The sequence below is a fragment of the Streptomyces sp. NPDC020958 genome (assembly GCF_055562175.1).
In genome coordinates this window covers 20,763-36,034 of the sequence record NZ_JBVHFU010000027.1, presented here as the reverse complement: position 1 = coordinate 36,034, position 15,272 = coordinate 20,763, and the positions used below count along the sequence as shown (strand labels likewise).

8 protein-coding genes and 1 pseudogene are annotated in these 15,272 nt (G+C 69.1%); 3 read left to right on the top strand and 6 right to left on the bottom strand.

Going from position 1 to position 15,272, the window contains the following annotated elements:
* Window positions 1-177: 177 nt before the first annotated feature.
* Both ACZ3KP_RS39715 and uppS read right to left on the bottom strand, forming a co-directional pair.
* On the bottom strand, window positions 178-1,647 hold the full coding sequence (locus tag ACZ3KP_RS39715; protein ID WP_467505882.1) for an oxygenase MpaB family protein: 1,470 nt from the start codon (window positions 1,645-1,647) through the stop codon (window positions 178-180).
* Window positions 1,644-2,480, bottom strand: a complete 837-nt coding sequence (uppS, locus tag ACZ3KP_RS39710) for a polyprenyl diphosphate synthase (protein WP_467505880.1) — start codon at window positions 2,478-2,480, stop codon at window positions 1,644-1,646. The genes ACZ3KP_RS39715 and uppS overlap by 4 nt, the downstream gene beginning before the upstream one ends.
* A 1,176-nt stretch (window positions 2,481-3,656) precedes the next feature.
* Between uppS and ACZ3KP_RS39705 the strand changes: the two genes are divergently transcribed.
* Window positions 3,657-5,429 carry an MOSC domain-containing protein gene (locus ACZ3KP_RS39705; protein WP_467505878.1) on the top strand — a complete coding sequence of 591 codons (1,773 nt, stop codon included), beginning with the start codon at window positions 3,657-3,659 and terminating at the stop codon, window positions 5,427-5,429.
* Window positions 5,430-5,805: 376 nt separating this feature from the next.
* A complete protein-coding gene (locus tag ACZ3KP_RS39700; RefSeq protein WP_467505876.1) occupies window positions 5,806-6,381 on the top strand; it encodes a GntR family transcriptional regulator in 576 nt (191 codons plus the stop codon).
* Window positions 6,382-6,518: 137 nt separating this feature from the next.
* On the opposite strand, the gene ACZ3KP_RS39695 is transcribed toward ACZ3KP_RS39700, so the two are convergent.
* Window positions 6,519-7,859 carry an NAD(P)/FAD-dependent oxidoreductase gene (locus ACZ3KP_RS39695; protein WP_467505874.1) on the bottom strand — a complete coding sequence of 447 codons (1,341 nt, stop codon included), beginning with the start codon at window positions 7,857-7,859 and terminating at the stop codon, window positions 6,519-6,521.
* Window positions 7,860-8,534: 675 nt separating this feature from the next.
* On the bottom strand, window positions 8,535-11,225 hold the full coding sequence (locus ACZ3KP_RS39690) for an RICIN domain-containing protein (RefSeq protein ID WP_467505872.1): 2,691 nt from the start codon (window positions 11,223-11,225) through the stop codon (window positions 8,535-8,537).
* A 224-nt stretch (window positions 11,226-11,449) separates the two neighbouring features.
* On the opposite strand from ACZ3KP_RS39690, the pseudogene ACZ3KP_RS39685 reads away from it, so the two are divergent.
* Window positions 11,450-11,832: pseudogene (locus ACZ3KP_RS39685) on the top strand (SAM-dependent methyltransferase); the annotation flags it as partial.
* 30 nt (window positions 11,833-11,862) lie between these two features.
* On the opposite strand, the gene ACZ3KP_RS39680 reads toward ACZ3KP_RS39685, so the two are convergent.
* A complete protein-coding gene (locus ACZ3KP_RS39680; protein WP_467505938.1) occupies window positions 11,863-13,179 on the bottom strand; it encodes a ricin-type beta-trefoil lectin domain protein in 1,317 nt (438 codons plus the stop codon).
* Window positions 13,180-13,245: 66 nt separating this feature from the next.
* Window positions 13,246-15,228 carry an alpha-L-fucosidase gene (locus ACZ3KP_RS39675; protein ID WP_467505870.1) on the bottom strand — a complete coding sequence of 661 codons (1,983 nt, stop codon included), beginning with the start codon at window positions 15,226-15,228 and terminating at the stop codon, window positions 13,246-13,248.
* Window positions 15,229-15,272: the final 44 nt, after the last annotated feature.

The window sequence follows — 15,272 nt, the reverse complement described above, 5'->3', positions numbered from 1 at the left end:
TCGAGCCGCGCCACCTGCGCAGGCTGCTTGCCTGCACGCCACTGCCGCGCGCCGCCGACGGGCGCGTCGTGCTCGCCGTGGATGTCAGCAACTGACGCCGCCCGACGCACCCACCAGGCCGGAACTGCTGTTCTGCCACGTCGCCTGGCTGCCGACGCTGCCAGAGGCACGAGTGCGTCAGGCGTCGGCGAGAAGGGGGTCGTACGCGGTGTTCCTGCGGCGGCCGGACATGAAGGAAAGGAAGTCGCCGACGAAGGCGCTGCGGCCGTAGGTGCTGTCGGTGAGGGTGAGGTCACGGTGGAAGGCGGTGCGGAAGAGCGCCCGGTGTTCGTCCGCGTTGATCGTCCCGCTGCCGTCCTTGTCGGCGGCGTCGAAGAGCACCTCGGCGACGCGGATGAGCGCGGGACCGGCGAGAGAGGGTACGGCGGCGGCGTACTCGTCGGCGCTGACACGGCCGTCGCCGTCCGTGTCGAGGGCGGCCTGGAGCTCGCGCCACCAGGCGGCGAAGGCGTCGTAGAGCCGGGTCTCCTCGGGTTCGTCCAGGTCAAGGCGGGTGGCCAGTTCGCGTGCCATGGCGGCGAGGTCAGGCCAGTCGAGGTGGCCGTCGCCGGTCTGGTCCAGCACCTGACGGAAGAACTCCTCCGCCGAGCGCCGGCCCTCTCCCGTGGTCGACGAGGTAGCCGGGTCAGGGTCGGGGCCGATGTCACCGCTGCGTGGCGTGAGGAGGCGGAGAAGGGCCGATGCCCGCCTCATGCGGGCGCGCAGCGCGGTCACGGTCCGGGCACGGGGGTCGTCGCTGTCGGGCGAGAGGGAGAGGGTCTCGATGATGGTTTCGGCATTGATCCAGCCCTCGGGCAGGAAACGGGTGAGCCCGGCGGCGAGGTAGGCACCCTGCATGAGGGTCGGGGCGCCGGGCATCTCGGGCAGGCCGGCCCTGCGCCGGTAGGGCTCGGGAAGCGAGGCGACGGTGATCGCGCCGAGAAGCGGACCGACGACGGCCCGGCCGGCCGCCCACAGTGTCGGCACGCCGTCCAGCAGTGCCGGGGCGGGCAGGTGGTCGAAGAGCCGGTAGAGGATGATGCGGGCCGCCTCGGTGTTCTCCAGCTCGTCCTCGACAACCTTGTCGAAGTACCGCCAGAAGTCGTTCAGGTCCTCGGGGAGTTCTCCGGCATCGCCGTCGAGCGCGGCGAGGAACGCGCGGTACTCGGCGTACATGCGCTCCATGGTGTCCTGGCCGAGCGGCTGACCGCTCAGTCGGCACATGGTGACGGCGCTCTCGTAGAGGGTGGCGACCACCCAGGCGCGGGTCGCGCGGTCCATGGCGTCGTAGGCGCGGCCGCGGGAGTCGGAGCCGCTCATGCGGGCGTGCAGCCTGTTGAGTCGGGCGGCCTCCCGTTCTCGTACGGCTGGGTCGCCGTCGAACATGCGCCGCATGCTGAGGAAGGTGTTGCGCAGCCGACGCCAGGGGTGGGCGACGAAGGTGGAGTTGTCGGCGAGGGCGGCGCCGATCTGCGGGTGGGCGGCCTCCAGCACGGTGGCGCGGATCATGGCCAGCGCCCAGCGTGGGTCGTCGAAAAAGGCGCGGAACTGCGATTCCGGGCCGAACAGGGGTGCTTCGTCGGCCGTTCCCGTGGTTCCGGTCGTCATGACGGGTCTCCGTTCGTCTGGGGCGGCACGCCGCCGAAGCGGCGGTCACGGCGCCGGTAGCTGTGCAGGCAGGCGAGGAAGTCAGGGGCCCGGAAGTCCGGCCAGAGCACCTCGGGAAAGACCCATTCGGCGTAGGCGACCTGCCAGAGCATGAAGTTGGAGATGCGCTGCTCGCCGGAGGTGCGGATGACGAGGTCGACGTCGGGGGTGTCGGGGAAGGGCAAGTGGCTCGCGAAGAGCCGCTCCGTCACGTCATCGGCGGGTGTCCCGCTGCGAATCAGCGACCTGGCGGCCTCGACGATGTCCCGGCGTCCGCCGTGGTCGAAGGCGACGGTGAGCGTCATCCCCCGGTTGTCGGCGGTCAGCGTCGCCAGATCGTCGAAGTCCTGGGCCAGTTCACGGGGGATGCGCGGGTCTGCGGCACCGAGGAAGCGGCAGCGGATGCCACGGGCGAGCAGCAGCGGCGCGTGCTTGCGCACCACCCGGCGGACCAAACGCATCAGGTAGTCGACCTCGGTACCGGGACGGTTCCAGTTCTCGGTGGAGAAGGCGTACAGGCTGAGCCACTCGACTCCGGCCGCCCGTGCCGCCTCGATGATGTCGATGACGGTGGTCTCCGCAGCCCGATGGCCCGCCGTTCGTGGAAGCGAACGCCGTTGCGCCCAGCGGCCGTTGCCGTCCATCACGCAGGCTACGTGCCGCGGCACCGGACGCGTCGGCCCGTCGTCCCGCCGCTGCTCGTCGCCGTACTGTCGCCCACCCGGCCGGTCCCCCGTCGCCGCGCGTGGGCGATGGACGCCACGCTCCGTCACACCCAGCCCCGTCTCACCCATACGCACGCCCCAACTGAGCTTTTCCTTCTAGGAGTCTGACGGCGCGGAAAGGCCCTGACCGGCCAAACGGGGGGCCGTCACCCTTGGCTCACATGCCCGATTACTCCGGCTGCTTCGGCATCAGCGGCTTTCTCCGCTGCCCACGGTCGGCAACCTCATCCGCCTTCGTCTTCGCCTCCCCTCCTTCACCGCTCCCGTCGAGCCACCCTCACCCCACGGACCGGGGGATAGCCGAACCCGTCCTCGGTGTGGCGCGACCTCCAGCCGTGTGGGGGCGCAGGCGGTCGGCGAGTGGCGGGCGGGTTCCTCCTCGGAGTGCGGCAGGGTCGCTTCGGTCGGTTCCGGCGTTCGGCGGGCCGGTCTCGAACGGGATGCCCCTGCCCGGCGGGGACGGTCACGTGCTGGGCGTAGGCACCGTCGTAGGAGCGGCCCATGCCGCCCATCGCGGTCGTCGCGACCCGCTGGGGCGGTAGCCGGGAGGCTGTGGACGGCACCGCGTCGGCGGCGTGGGGGCCAGCACAGCGCTCTGGTGAGGGGGGCCGAACCCGCCATTGCTTGGCGCCAGGCATGTCGTAGGTTCGGCCGGTGCTCTTGGCCAGGCGCATGAACCGCCCGAGCATGACCGTGTGTTCGCCGTCGACTCGTCGGCGGCAATGCGTCCCGTTCATTCCAGGCTGCGCCCCGTCCAGGACGACCGCCAGCGCGGAGGTGGCTCTCGTCGGCGGCCGGGTCTAGTGTGAAATCGGACAATTCGGGCGGTGGAGCAGAGAACATCGTCGCTCGGGGTGACCACCGGAGGCCGTCGTGCTCCCCACGCATCACCGGACCGCGGAAGCCCCGACCGTTCCGCTTCTGCGTGGGCCCCCAGGGCTTCGCCGAACCCTTCTGGGACGATCTGTTCTCGTACGTGCTCGTACGCGACATCACCCGGTCCCGACACCGAACCCGGCGCGCGGGCGAGGTTCAGCCCCGGGACCACGCGCCGGCAGTACGAGCACGGAGCCGGGGACGCGAGCCTGGTCAGTCCGGACAACTGGCACGATCTGCCCGCTGCCGAAGTCCATCTGCTCCCGGCCGGTCATTTCGCCCGGGAAACGCACTTGGACCCAACCAGCGGTTGGATCCACGGATTCCTCGGCCGTGTGACCGGCTGAGGATGGACGAGGAGGGCGAGCGGTGGCCACCTTGATCTCCGTCAACGTGGGGATGCCGAAGGACGTGTCCTGGCACGGCAGGACCGTGTACACCGGGGTGCACAAGCAGCCCGTGTCGGGGCCGAGGATGGTGCGGCGGCTGAACATCGACGGTGACGGTCAGGGTGACCTGGGCGGACACGGCGGGGAAATGCGGGCGGTGCTGGTCTACCAACTCGACTCCTATCGCTTCTGGTCCGAGAAACTGGGCCGGGACGACCTGACGCCGGGCAGCTTCGGGGAGAACTTCACGGTCGACGGGCTCCCCGACGACGAGGTGTGCATCGGCGACCGGTACCGGGTCGGCGAAGCCCTTCTGGAGGTCTCGCAGCCCCGGGTGACCTGCTACCGGGTCGGCATGCGCCTGAGGGAGCCGCGCATGGCGGCGCTGCTGGTGGCCCACCATCGCCCCGGCTTCTATCTGCGTGTCATCGAAGAGGGCGAGGTGGAGGCCGGGCAGCAGATCGTCAAGGTCTCCACCGGTCCGGAAGCCATGACCGTCGAGGAGATCGACTCCGTCCTCTACCTCTCCGGTCACACCCCCGAGCAGGTGCGCCGAGCCCTGCGCATACCCGCTCTCAGTCCCGGCTGGCAGGGCTCGATGCGCGCCCTGCTCGAACAGGCCGACCAGGGCGCGACCACGTCGTCCGGCAGCGCCGGCCTCACCGCCGCGGCAGGCGTCCCGCCCCCGGCATGGCGCGGCTTCCGCCCTCTGACGGTCACGGACGTCCGCCCCGAGAGCGACGACGTGATCTCCCTGCGTCTGGCCGCGGCCGACGGCTCCGCCCTGCCCGCCGCGCTGCCGGGACAGTTCCTGACCGTGAGGATGCGCACGGCCGAGGACGGCACTTCCCTGATCCGCAGCTACTCGCTGTCGGGCGTACCCGGCACGGGTACGTACCGGATCAGTGTGAAGGTGGAACCGCACGGCCTGGCGAGCACCTACATGCGTACGCACGTGCGGGCGGGCGACAGCCTGGAGTTCGCCGCACCGCGCGGCACCTTCTGCCTCGCCGGTGGTGACACTCCGGTCGTGCTGGTGTCCGCCGGCATCGGGGCGACCCCTGTACTGGCCATGCTGCACTCACTGGCGGACACCTCCTCCCGCAGGCAGGTGTGGTGGCTGCATGCCGCCCGCAACGGCCGTGAGCATCCCTTCGCCCAGGAGGTGCGTGACCTGGTGGCACTCCTGGCCGACGCACGGTCGGTCGTCTACTACAGCAGGCCCGATCCCGCCGACGAGCGCGGCAAGGACTACGCGGAAGCAGGCCGCATCTCCGCCGAGCGGATCCTCTCTCTGGGCCTGCCCACCGATGCCGACGCCTACGTCTGCGGGCCGGCGGCCTTCATGGACGGCATGACCGACGCACTGGTCAGGGCCGGCCTGCGGCCCTCCCGCGTGCACACCGAGAACTTCAGCGGCGGCCCCTCCCTCACTCCGGGGATCAAGTCCCCGCCCGTGGCGAGGGCGCCGCACCGGCCGGACGGCGCCCCGGGCACCGGTCCCTCCGTCTCCTTCGCCCGCAGCGGACTGACCGTCCCGTGGAACGACGACCAGAACTCCCTGCTGGAACTCGCGGAAGCATGCGACGTCCCGGTCCAGTGGTCGTGCCGCACGGGCGTCTGCCACACGTGTGAGCTCGCCATGATGTCCGGGACCGTGGACTACTCCCCGGAGCCGGTCGAGCCGCCGGGCGACGGGAACATCCTCATCTGCTGCAGCAGACCCGCGCAGGACGTCGTCCTGGATCTCTGACACCTCACCCGCCCGGCGGTCGGCCCTTCTCGGCGGAAGGACGAACGGATGGTTCCCAGGACAGCAGCGGTGGGTCCGGATCGCTCGGAGTGGGACGTGATCGTGGTCGGCGGTGCCTGTCCTCGGTGCTCGTGGTCGAGGACGACGATGTGGTGTCCGGCGGCTGCCGGGGCGTGCGCGGTGGCGCGCCCGATGCCGCGTCGGGAGCCCGCGCCGGTGACACGGGCGGTGCGGACCGTGTGCTGGCGGGTCATGCGGTGCTCCTGAGGGTGAGAAGGAGAAGGGAGGCGAGTGCCGTGCGCGGGCCCTCGGGCGGGCCTCACAGTTCACGGCGGACGCGTTCCTTGATCACCGCGGCGGACAGGCCGTAGCGGTCGTGGAGCGTCGGCGGGGCGCCCACGGCGAGGAACTCATCCGGCAGGGCCGGGAGGCCCTGCGCCACCTCCAGCAGGAGGGGCTCGTCACCGCGGGGGCGCGCGGCATGCTGCGCGTGTCCCAGCTGACGCCGACAGAGGTCCGCGAGCTCTTCCAGGTCCGCGAAGCTCTGGAGGGACTCGCAGTGGCACAGATCATCGCGTCACCGCACCGACAGGAGGCAGCCGAAGCGCTGCGAGGGGCCCTGGAGAAGCTCCACGACGCGTTCGCGTCAGGGGCGGACCTGACCGTGAAGGTCGAAGCCGACCTCGGCTTTCACCATCTTCTGTGTGAGCTCTCCGGCAACTCGATCCTCCTCGAGACCTGGCGACAGCTCGAGGGACCGATGCGCGCGGTGATCATGAGCGCTGCCGGCGAGCGGCGTGACGTGGCCATGGCCGCGACCTCCCACTCCCCCATCGCCGACGCGATCGCCCGCGCGGACGCGGCGGCAGCACTGGAGGTCCTGCACGCGCACATGGCCTCGGCCATCGAGCAGCTGGGCGTCGAACACGAAGGCGTTCGCGCAACCCCGTGAGCAATGACGGCGGCCGCCGCGGCCCGGCGGGAGGTGTCTTGCGTGCGCCGGACTGCGAGGAGGCGCCGCGGGGTGCCCCGCACATCACCCCGTACGGGGCCCTGCCGGTATGCCCAGTGCGACAGGAACGGTCTTGGTCAGGCGGAGTCGATGGCCTGGCGCTCCTCGGGACTCAGCGGCGGGGCGGTGAGTGGAGGCTTCAAGGGCCCCCGTACGGCTGCGATGAGGGTGCGCGGGCTGAACAGTCGTTCCGGGCCTTTCTCGAGGGTCATCACGTCGGTGAGGTCTCGGGCCATGCGGCCGGATCCGGTGGCGGTGAGGGTGAGGCGGTCCACGAAACGTGCGGCCGCTCGCTCGCTTGCTGTGGGGCCGCGATCGGTCGCGCCCGGATAGAAGACGTCCGTGCCTGTCGCGAATGTCCAGGCGACGTTGACGCGCTGGGCGACCGCCTTCTGTGCGCGCTTGGTCAGACCGGGGGTGAGCCAGCCGTGACGCCGGATCATGTTGTCCAGTGCCTGCGCGCTCTGGGCCGCCACTGACATGCCGTGGCCGTACGTCGGGTTGTAGGCGGCTACCGCGTCGCCGAGCACGAGGAAGTTCTCGGGCAGGGCTGTCTTTTCGTAGAAGCGTCGCCGGTTGGCTGTCATGCGGGTGACGCGGACCGGGCCGAGCGGGTTCGCCTTTTTGATCAGTTCGCCGACGATGGGGTGGCGCAGGCCGAGGGCGAAGTCGACGAAGGCGTCCTCGTCGCCGGTGGGTTGTCCGCCGCGGGTGCCGGAGAGGGTGACGAGCCAGCGTCCGTCTTCGATGGGCACGATGACGCCAGCCTGACCGGGACCGCGTCCGCGCGGGTCGGCCTGCACATTGATGACGGGCCAGGACTCGGGGAGACCGGACGGAGCTTGGTAGAGGCGGCTGGCGTAGACGAGCCCGGAATCGACTTCACGTGACATGGGTTCGGGCGCCCCGAGGGTCCTGAGCCAGGCGGGCGCTTGGGAGCCCTTGCCGCTCGCGTCGATGACCAGGTCGGCCGAGAGCGTCTCCGTCTCGCCGCCCGCCCGGCTGATCTCGACACCGGTGACCGTGTCCGCGTTGCCGGTGAGGCCGAGCACGGTGGTGTTCTGCAGGACCGTGACGGCGCTGTTCTCGGCGCCGAGGACTCGGCGGCGGACCACCCAGTCGAGGAGGTTGCGGTGGCAGGCGATGGCGTAGTGGCTTTCGTGCCAGCGTCGGAACCAGCCCTTCGGGCTGAGAGCGACCATACCGGTGGTCAGCGGTATGCGGCGGCCGCCCGCCGCTTCGAGGTCTTTGAGGGTGTCGGGCACGAGTGTGTCGATGGCTTCTGCTCCGCCGGACCACAGGATGTGCACGTGGTGGGCCTGGGGAAGGCCTTTGCGGTCCTCTGGCTGCTCCGGCAGCGTGTCACGCTCGACAAGGACGACGTCGGTGTGCTTCGACAGCACGTGCGCCGTGAGCATAGCGGTGAGGCCTCCGCCGATGATGACAGCGCGGCGGGGGGAATGGTGACTGGCTGCGCTGGTGGGGGTGTTCATGAGGTCACGCTCGTTTCTTGCGTCAGGAGGTCGCAGGCCGACGGTACGTCTTGACTGCGCGGGCCCGGGGCGCCGGAGCGCCTTATTCGCGGCGGGCGGACCTCCGGCGGGACATGCGCTCGCCGGCATGCGGCAGGATGAAGCCGAGTCCGATGAGGCCGCCGACGCTGCCGGCGACGGGCGGGGCCGCGTTGGTGCTGAGCCGGTCAAGATCGGTACGGCCGGTCCGGCGTGGCGCGGCAGCTCCCACGGCGGCGACGGCCTGGAGCGTGCGGAGACGGCGGTTCCGTTGAGGGTGTCCGCGGTGGCCGGCGTTCAGGTGCCACAGCTCATGGCCGAGCACAAGGTCACCAGGTCGGCTCTGCCCATTGGGGTACTTCTGTGTGGCCTCACGGGATGTCCCTGGGGCGTTTATCGGGTCCCGAGTGGTGTTCGTACAGGAAGCGGACACGTTGACGGAGCACGTCATCAAGGTTCTTTGCCACACCGGTTGCCAACAACGGGGATACGAGTCACTCGCTGCACCATCCAGCTTGCGGAAGCCGCTCAGCCGATGCATTCCGGTCCTGCCGTCTTCTGAGCCTTATCGCGTCATCCGGGTCACTGGATCGTCCACGCCTGGTGAGACTGGTTCAGCGCCATCCACTGGTCGATGGCCGCACCGTTGGCCGTCGAGCCGGCGCCCACCTCCAGGACCTGCTTGGTCTCGAAGTTCCGGATGCCGTATCCGCCGCTGGTCGGCTCGAAGTACCAGAGCTGGTTGTTGCCGCCGTTGTAGGTGTACTGCCGAAGATCGGTCCCTCTGTAGTGAGTTGCGCCGTTGATATCGAGGACCTTGCCGCTGTTTCTGTTGACAATCTTGTAGAGCTGGCCGCTGACCTGGACGATGTTCCACTGCTGGTTGGTGCCGCCGTTGGCCGGCCACTGGACGACGCTCGCGCCGTCGGCGGTGGAGGCCTGGTAGACGTCGGCCAGCTGGCCGCTGTTGACGTTCTTGATGGTGTAGTACGTCGACGGGTTGACGTTCGGCGTGCCGGTCGCATCCTCCAGCGCACCGCCGGCCTGCTGCACGCTGAAGTCGGAGAAGAAGAAGTAGGCGCCGTCGGTATTGGCGACCCGGACGTAACGGAACTTCTGGCGGACGTCGATGTTCCCCGTCAGCGTGGAGGCCATCGGCAGTGTCGTGGCGCCCTGGCGGCCCAACACGGTGTAGGTGGCGAACGACGGGTCGTTCGAGGCGCGGATCTCGAAGTTGGCGCGCGTCTCGGGCTGGTCGATGTCCTGGCGCATCGTCAGGGAGTACTGGCCGAGCTGGTAGGCCTGGCCGAGGTCGACCTGCCACCAGGCCGAGGTGTCCGTCCCGGTCGGCGACCACCCGGTGGAGCTGTCGTTGTCGTTGCCCTTGGAGGCCGCCACACTCGAGTTCAGGACCGTGGACGCGGTCGCGGGCTTGTTGTAGGCAAGGTTGAGCCTCGCCTCCAAGGACTGGTAGGCGGGCTCCAGTCCGGAGGCCTGGATCACCGAGGTGCCCGAGGTCGCGTTGCCGGACAGCGTCACATTGCCGCCGTTGACGTTCTGGTTGATGAAACCGTCCGTGTGCGACAACACGTTGTTGGACAGACTCATGTTGTTGGAGCCCTCGTCCAGGTAGAGGCCCGCCACTGCGGACCCGCAGGCGGCCGGGCCCCGGACCACGTCGTGAACGTAGTTGCCGTTCATGACGGTTCCCGGGTCGTTGGAGAGGTGGTAGATGCCGGCGGTGTCGCACAGCCGGTTCACGACGTTGCCGATCCGGTTGTAGCTGATGCTGTTGTTGCCCTCGGCGTTGGCCGCGGACTGCCAGCCCCAGCCCAGCGATATGCCGGCCCACGGGGCGTCGCTGATGTCGTTGTGGTTGATGGTGGTGCTGTTGACGAAGCCCGCGTTGATGCCGGCGGTGCCCAGGTAGTCCTCGCCGATCCGTGTGATCAGGTTGTCGTTGACGGTGACGTTCTTGACGACCTCGCGGGCGTCCTCACCCGCCGGGGACGTGGGCGGGTTGTAGATGGTGTGGTACTCGACCGTGGGGTCGGAGAACTTGCCCACCATGATGCCGTTGCCGGAGATGTCGTACACGACGTTGCCGGTCACGCTGCTGTCGTGGACGCCGTGGTGCAGGTCGAGGGCGGTGGACCCCATCTGCGTGAAGGTGTTCCCGGTGAAGGAGACGCGGTCGGCGTCCGCGACGTGGACTCCGGCCGGCGGACGGTCGACGTACTGGTGGTTGGAGGGATCGGCAGAGAGGTTGAAGTTGCCGCCCTGGCCGTTGAGCAGACCGTTGTCGGTCGCTTCCATCCAGGTGGTCTGGGCGAAGGTGATGCCGGAGAAGCGCAGGTCGTGGACCGGGGCGTCGAGGCTGGTGCCCTTGACTTCCACGAGCGTCGGCAGGGTGGGTGCCTGCACGGTGGCGGTGGACATGTCCTCGCCGGAGCGCGGCTTGTAGTACACCGTCTGCGCTGCCGTGTCGACGTAGAACTCGCCCGGCTCGTTGAGGAACTCGTGGGCGTTCTCGAAGTGCAGCGGGGAGCCGCTGGACAGGACCGGGAAGGGCCGCTGGAAGAGGATGCCGGCCTCGTGATCCTGGATGGAGACGTTGGCGGTGCCGCCCGCGGTGGTGAACGACTTCAGCCGCAGGTAGTTCTCCGCCCACTGCAGCTCGAGGACCATCTCGGTCTGGCTGAGGTTGCTCCAGTTGGAGATCTGCGAACTGAGCACCTGCAGCAGCTTGTTGGTCTTGTCGCTGCCCTGGAGCTGGAAGTCCGAGCCGAGGTCGGGGTACCGGGCTCGGGTGGCGCACACTCCGTTGACGTACAACTGACGGAAGTTGAGGCTGCCCACCGACGCCTTGTACTCGCCGTTTCCGGCGGCGGTCCATCCGGTGATCGTCCGGCCGCCGCTGATGACGGGCGTCTCGCCGTTGTAGGCCTGGTAGACGACGGTGTGGCCGTTCGTGCCGGAGTCGCTCGTGCCCAGGGTGATCGGGCTCGTGAGGTTGTAGGTGCCGCCGCGCAGGTTCACGACGATGTCGCTGGACATGTTGGTGTTCGCGGCGCGGACGGCGGCCTGGGCCGCCTGGATGGTCCTGAAAGCAGCGGTGGTGCTGGTGCCGGAGTTGCTGTCGTTGCCACCCGTCGGGTCGACGTAGAAGTTCGTCGTGGCCGCTTGCGCCGGCTGGGCCGGCAGAACCGTCGCGAAGACGACGACTCCGGCCGCGAGTGCCTTGGCGAGTCCGGCGAGGCGTAGGGGTCTCATGTGCGGTGTCCTCTCTGAGCCACGTTGCCCATGAGTTGCATTTATCGGGGCTAGAGAGGGCGTCGGTCAAGAGAATGAGCAGGTGTATTTTGGCACGCCAATGATGAGAGGAGATAAAGTGGCAGTTCAGAGCTACTTCAACCCTGCCGGCGCTCAGGCGAGATATCAACTCATCTGCACTTCTTAACAGAAATGAGTAGTACTCATTTGGGGACGCTCGCGTCGGCATGGACAGCCGGGCCTTTCGGATGGACTGGCCCGCGCGCCCGGCTGTTCGAGGTCTCGGCACCGGCGCCCCACTGGGCTTCAAAGCCTCGGTGCTGCGCCAGGGGCGGGCCGTCGCCCGCTGCTGACGGATCACCGTCGCGGAGGAGCTGCTGCCGGCCCGGATCAGCACGCAGGCGGCGGCAGACAGTCGATGGGGCTGACGTTGGGCTCGCGCGGCGTGATCGAGCGCTTCGGCGCGGACGCCGTGCCCGGATCAGCGGTGTCCGTGTGGGTCTTTACGACCGCAGGACGGGCGGCCTGTATGGGGTGCGGAGGTTGGCCTGCGGCGAGGAATTCTGCGAGCGCATGGACTTCGCCGAGCATGTACCCGCGGGCCAGGTCGGCATGTGCCGTACCTGGCCCGGGGCTGTCAGTTCTGCAGGCGCCACTGCTGGTTGGCTCCGCCCGTGCAGGTCCACAGCTGGACCTTCGTCCCGTTGCCTGTTGCCTGGCCGTTGGCGTCCAGGCACAGACCCGACTGGGCCGCTGTGATCGTGCCGTCGGGATTGACGTTCCACTGCTGGTCCGGCTGCCCGTCGCAGTCCCAGATCGCCGCCGGGGTGCCGCTGCCGGCGGACTGGCCGACGCCCAGGCACTTGTTGCCGTAGACCATCAGTTGCTTGGCGGCGGTAAGGGTCCACCGCTGGTTGGAGCCGCCGTTGCAGTCCCACAGCTGCGCCTGGGTGCCGTTGGCGGTGGTGGAGTTGTTGATGTCGAGGCAGCGCCCGGACTGCTGGCCGACGATTTCCTGGCTGCTCGACGGCGGGGGCGGGGGCGGTGGTGTGCTGGAGCCGAACTGGGTGAAGAACTGCCACACCGCCGCAGACGTCCACGTGCGCCAGCCGTCACCGGTGGAGCCGTCTATCGGGCCGGGGTCGTGGCCGGCTCCGTCGAACGCGGCCCACACGACGGGGTAGCCCGACCGGCATCCGGAGTAGGTGGTGATGATGTGCGTCAGACTGCCGTAGGCCGGCTCGGGCGGGTTCTGCGGGGTGCAGCCGTTCGTCCGGACGAAGGTGTCGCGCAGGTCCCGTCCCGACTGGATGGGCAGCACGTTGTCCCTCAGGCCGTGCAGTCCCATGTAGGCGATGGGCTGGTTGCCGCCGTTGCAGCCGCTGAGGTTGGCGCCGGAGTAGACCGCGACGGCCCGGAAGACGGTCGCCCGGGCGCAGGCAAGGGCGTAGGACATCGCACCGCCGTAGCTGAAGCCCGCGGAGAACAGCTGGGTGGTGTCGACGCACAGCCCCGCTTCGATCTGGCTGACCATGGCGTCGACGAAGGCCACGTCCTGGCCGCCGGGATTGGCCCAGCCGTTGCCGTTGCCCTGGGGCGCGACGAAAATCGTGCTGTTGTTCGCGTCCGCCAGGCGCCTCAGGCCGTAGTAGGACCAGTTGTATCCGTCCGTTCCGCCCGAGTCGACGTCGCCGGCCGTGCCGCCGCGCCAGTGGAAGCCGAAGATCAGCCGGTAGGGGTGGTTGCTGTCGTAGCCGGCCGGAACCCTCAGGATGTAACTGCGGGTCTGCCCGCCGGCCTGGATCGTGTGGGTGCCGCTCGTCAGCGCCGGGGCCTTGCCGCAGCCGGCGGTGGCCGAGGCGGCGGCCGCGGCCGGACGGGGGGCGGCGTGGCTGTTGCCGGACGAGGTGCCGGCTGCCGACAGGACGAGAAGTATCGCGGCCGCGATGGACATCAGAAGTGGTCTGCGTTTCATACGCGCTCCTTCTTGCGTCGGGGGGATTTCGGTGGTGCGGGCGGTTCACACGGCGGTGATGGTCCACTCGTTGTTGGTGCTGGAGTTCGGTGTCCACATGACCGTGGTCGAGCCCACCGTCGTGCTGCCGCTGCCGTCGAGGGCGGTGCCGGTGCCGCGGTTGATGATCTGGTAGCGGCTGTTGCCGAGGCTGGTCAGCGACCACTGCTGGTTGTTGCCGCCGTTCCACGCCTCCTGCCGGGCGGGAGCGCCGTTGGCGGAGTTGCCCCAGCTGTCGGCGGCCATGCCGTTGGCGCGGTTCATGATCCGGTAGTAGCCGTTGCCGAGGTCGACCAGCTGCCACTGCAGGTTGGCGCTGCCGTCGTAGTTCCACTGCTTGAGGTTGGAGCCGGAGGCGACGTTGCCCCCGCTGTCCAGAACCAGACCGCTGGTCACGTTGGCGATCTTCACCCAGGTCGTTGAGCCGCCGGGTGCGCCCAGGACGGGGATCTCGCCGGAGAAGGTGAGCTTGACCGTGTAGGCGAGGGCGTTGAACGGCGGGTTCGTCGAGGGCATGGTCAGATGCAGGCCGGAGGCGTCCTGGGTGGGTGCGGGCAGGCTGACGTACGTGCCGGCGGCGTTGTTCAGGAGCTGCGCGCCGGTCAGGGTGCTGAGGTTGATCTGGTTGGAGTTCAGCGTGGTGACGGTCATGGTGGCGCCCTGCCAGCCCAGCGCGGTGGCGTAGAGGACCTTGTTGTCCTGGCTGCGGGTGAAGCGGATGTCCTGCGGTTTGCCGGCCACCGGTCCGCTGAAGGAGCCGCCGCCCATCTTGGTGGGGCCCTCGCCGTAGCTGGACCAGGAGCGGGTGCCGTAGACCGCCTCGCCGAAGCGGCCGAGCCAGTCCCCCAGGGCGAGCAGGATCGACTGCTGACCGGAAGGGATGGTGCCGTCGGCCATGGGCGCGATGTTCAGCAGCATGGTGCCGCCCTTGCTGACCCGGTCGATCAGCGAGTGCAGCAGCGCCTGCGTCGAGTAGTAGCCGATGCCCACCGTGTAGCACCAGCTGGAGGAGGAGATGCTGTCGTCGGTCAGCCAGTAGGGGGTGAGCAGTCCTGCCGGGCCGCCGCGCTCGAAGTCGAAGACCTCGCCCTGGTTGTCGAGCCCGTCCTTGTAGGTCGCGGCCACGTCCTTGTTCCAGGCGACCGCCTGGTTGTAGTAGTGGGCGAGGAACTGCAGCCGGTAGGACTCCTGGACCAGGTTGAGGTCGAAGTCCTGCCAGAGCAGGTCGGGCTGGTAGCCGTCGATGACCTCGATGAGCTTGTCGTACCAGAGCTTGTTCTCCGCCGCCGTCCCCTGCTGTCCGTAGAGGATGCGCAGGGCCGGGTCGGACTGGGACGGCACGTGGTCGTAGTAGCCGTTGAAGTGGTAGGCGTGGTGGAGGGAGGCCATGAATTTCAGGCCCTGCCCGCGGATCGCCTGGGCGTGCAGGGCGACCAGGTCGAGTCGGGGGCCGTGCTGGACGGAGTTCCACGGGTTGGCGCGGCTGTTCCACATCGAGAAGCCGTCGTGGTGTTCGGCGACCGGGCCGGCGAACCTCGCGCCCGCGGACTTGAACAGCCGGGCCCAGGCGTCCGGGTCCCAGTTGCCGCCCTGGGACACCAGTTTCGGGGCGAACTGGACGAAGTTGCCCGCCTTGTCGCGAGCGCCGTCGAGGAAGTTCTGGTACGGCCATACCGAGGGGTCGCCGTAGGTGGCGATGTGGTGCTGGTTCTCGTTGGAGCCGCCGACGTACATGTTGCGCGGATACCACTCGTTGCCGTACGCGGGGACGCTGAAGGCGCCCCAGTGGTAGTAGATGCCGAACTTGGCGTCCTTGAACCAGGCGGGGGCCGGGGGGTGCTGGTCGACGGAGGACCAGGTGGCGGTGTAGCTCGCGGGGCCGTCGGTGGCGGCGGCCTGAGGCGCGAACCGCAGCAGGCCGGCGGCCGTGGCCGCGCCGGTCGCCGCGAGCAGACGGCGTCGGCTGATCGGGCGGGGGGAGGCGGTCATGTGGGGGTCCTTCAGGGTCAGGTGACGGGGTGGCGGTCCCGGCC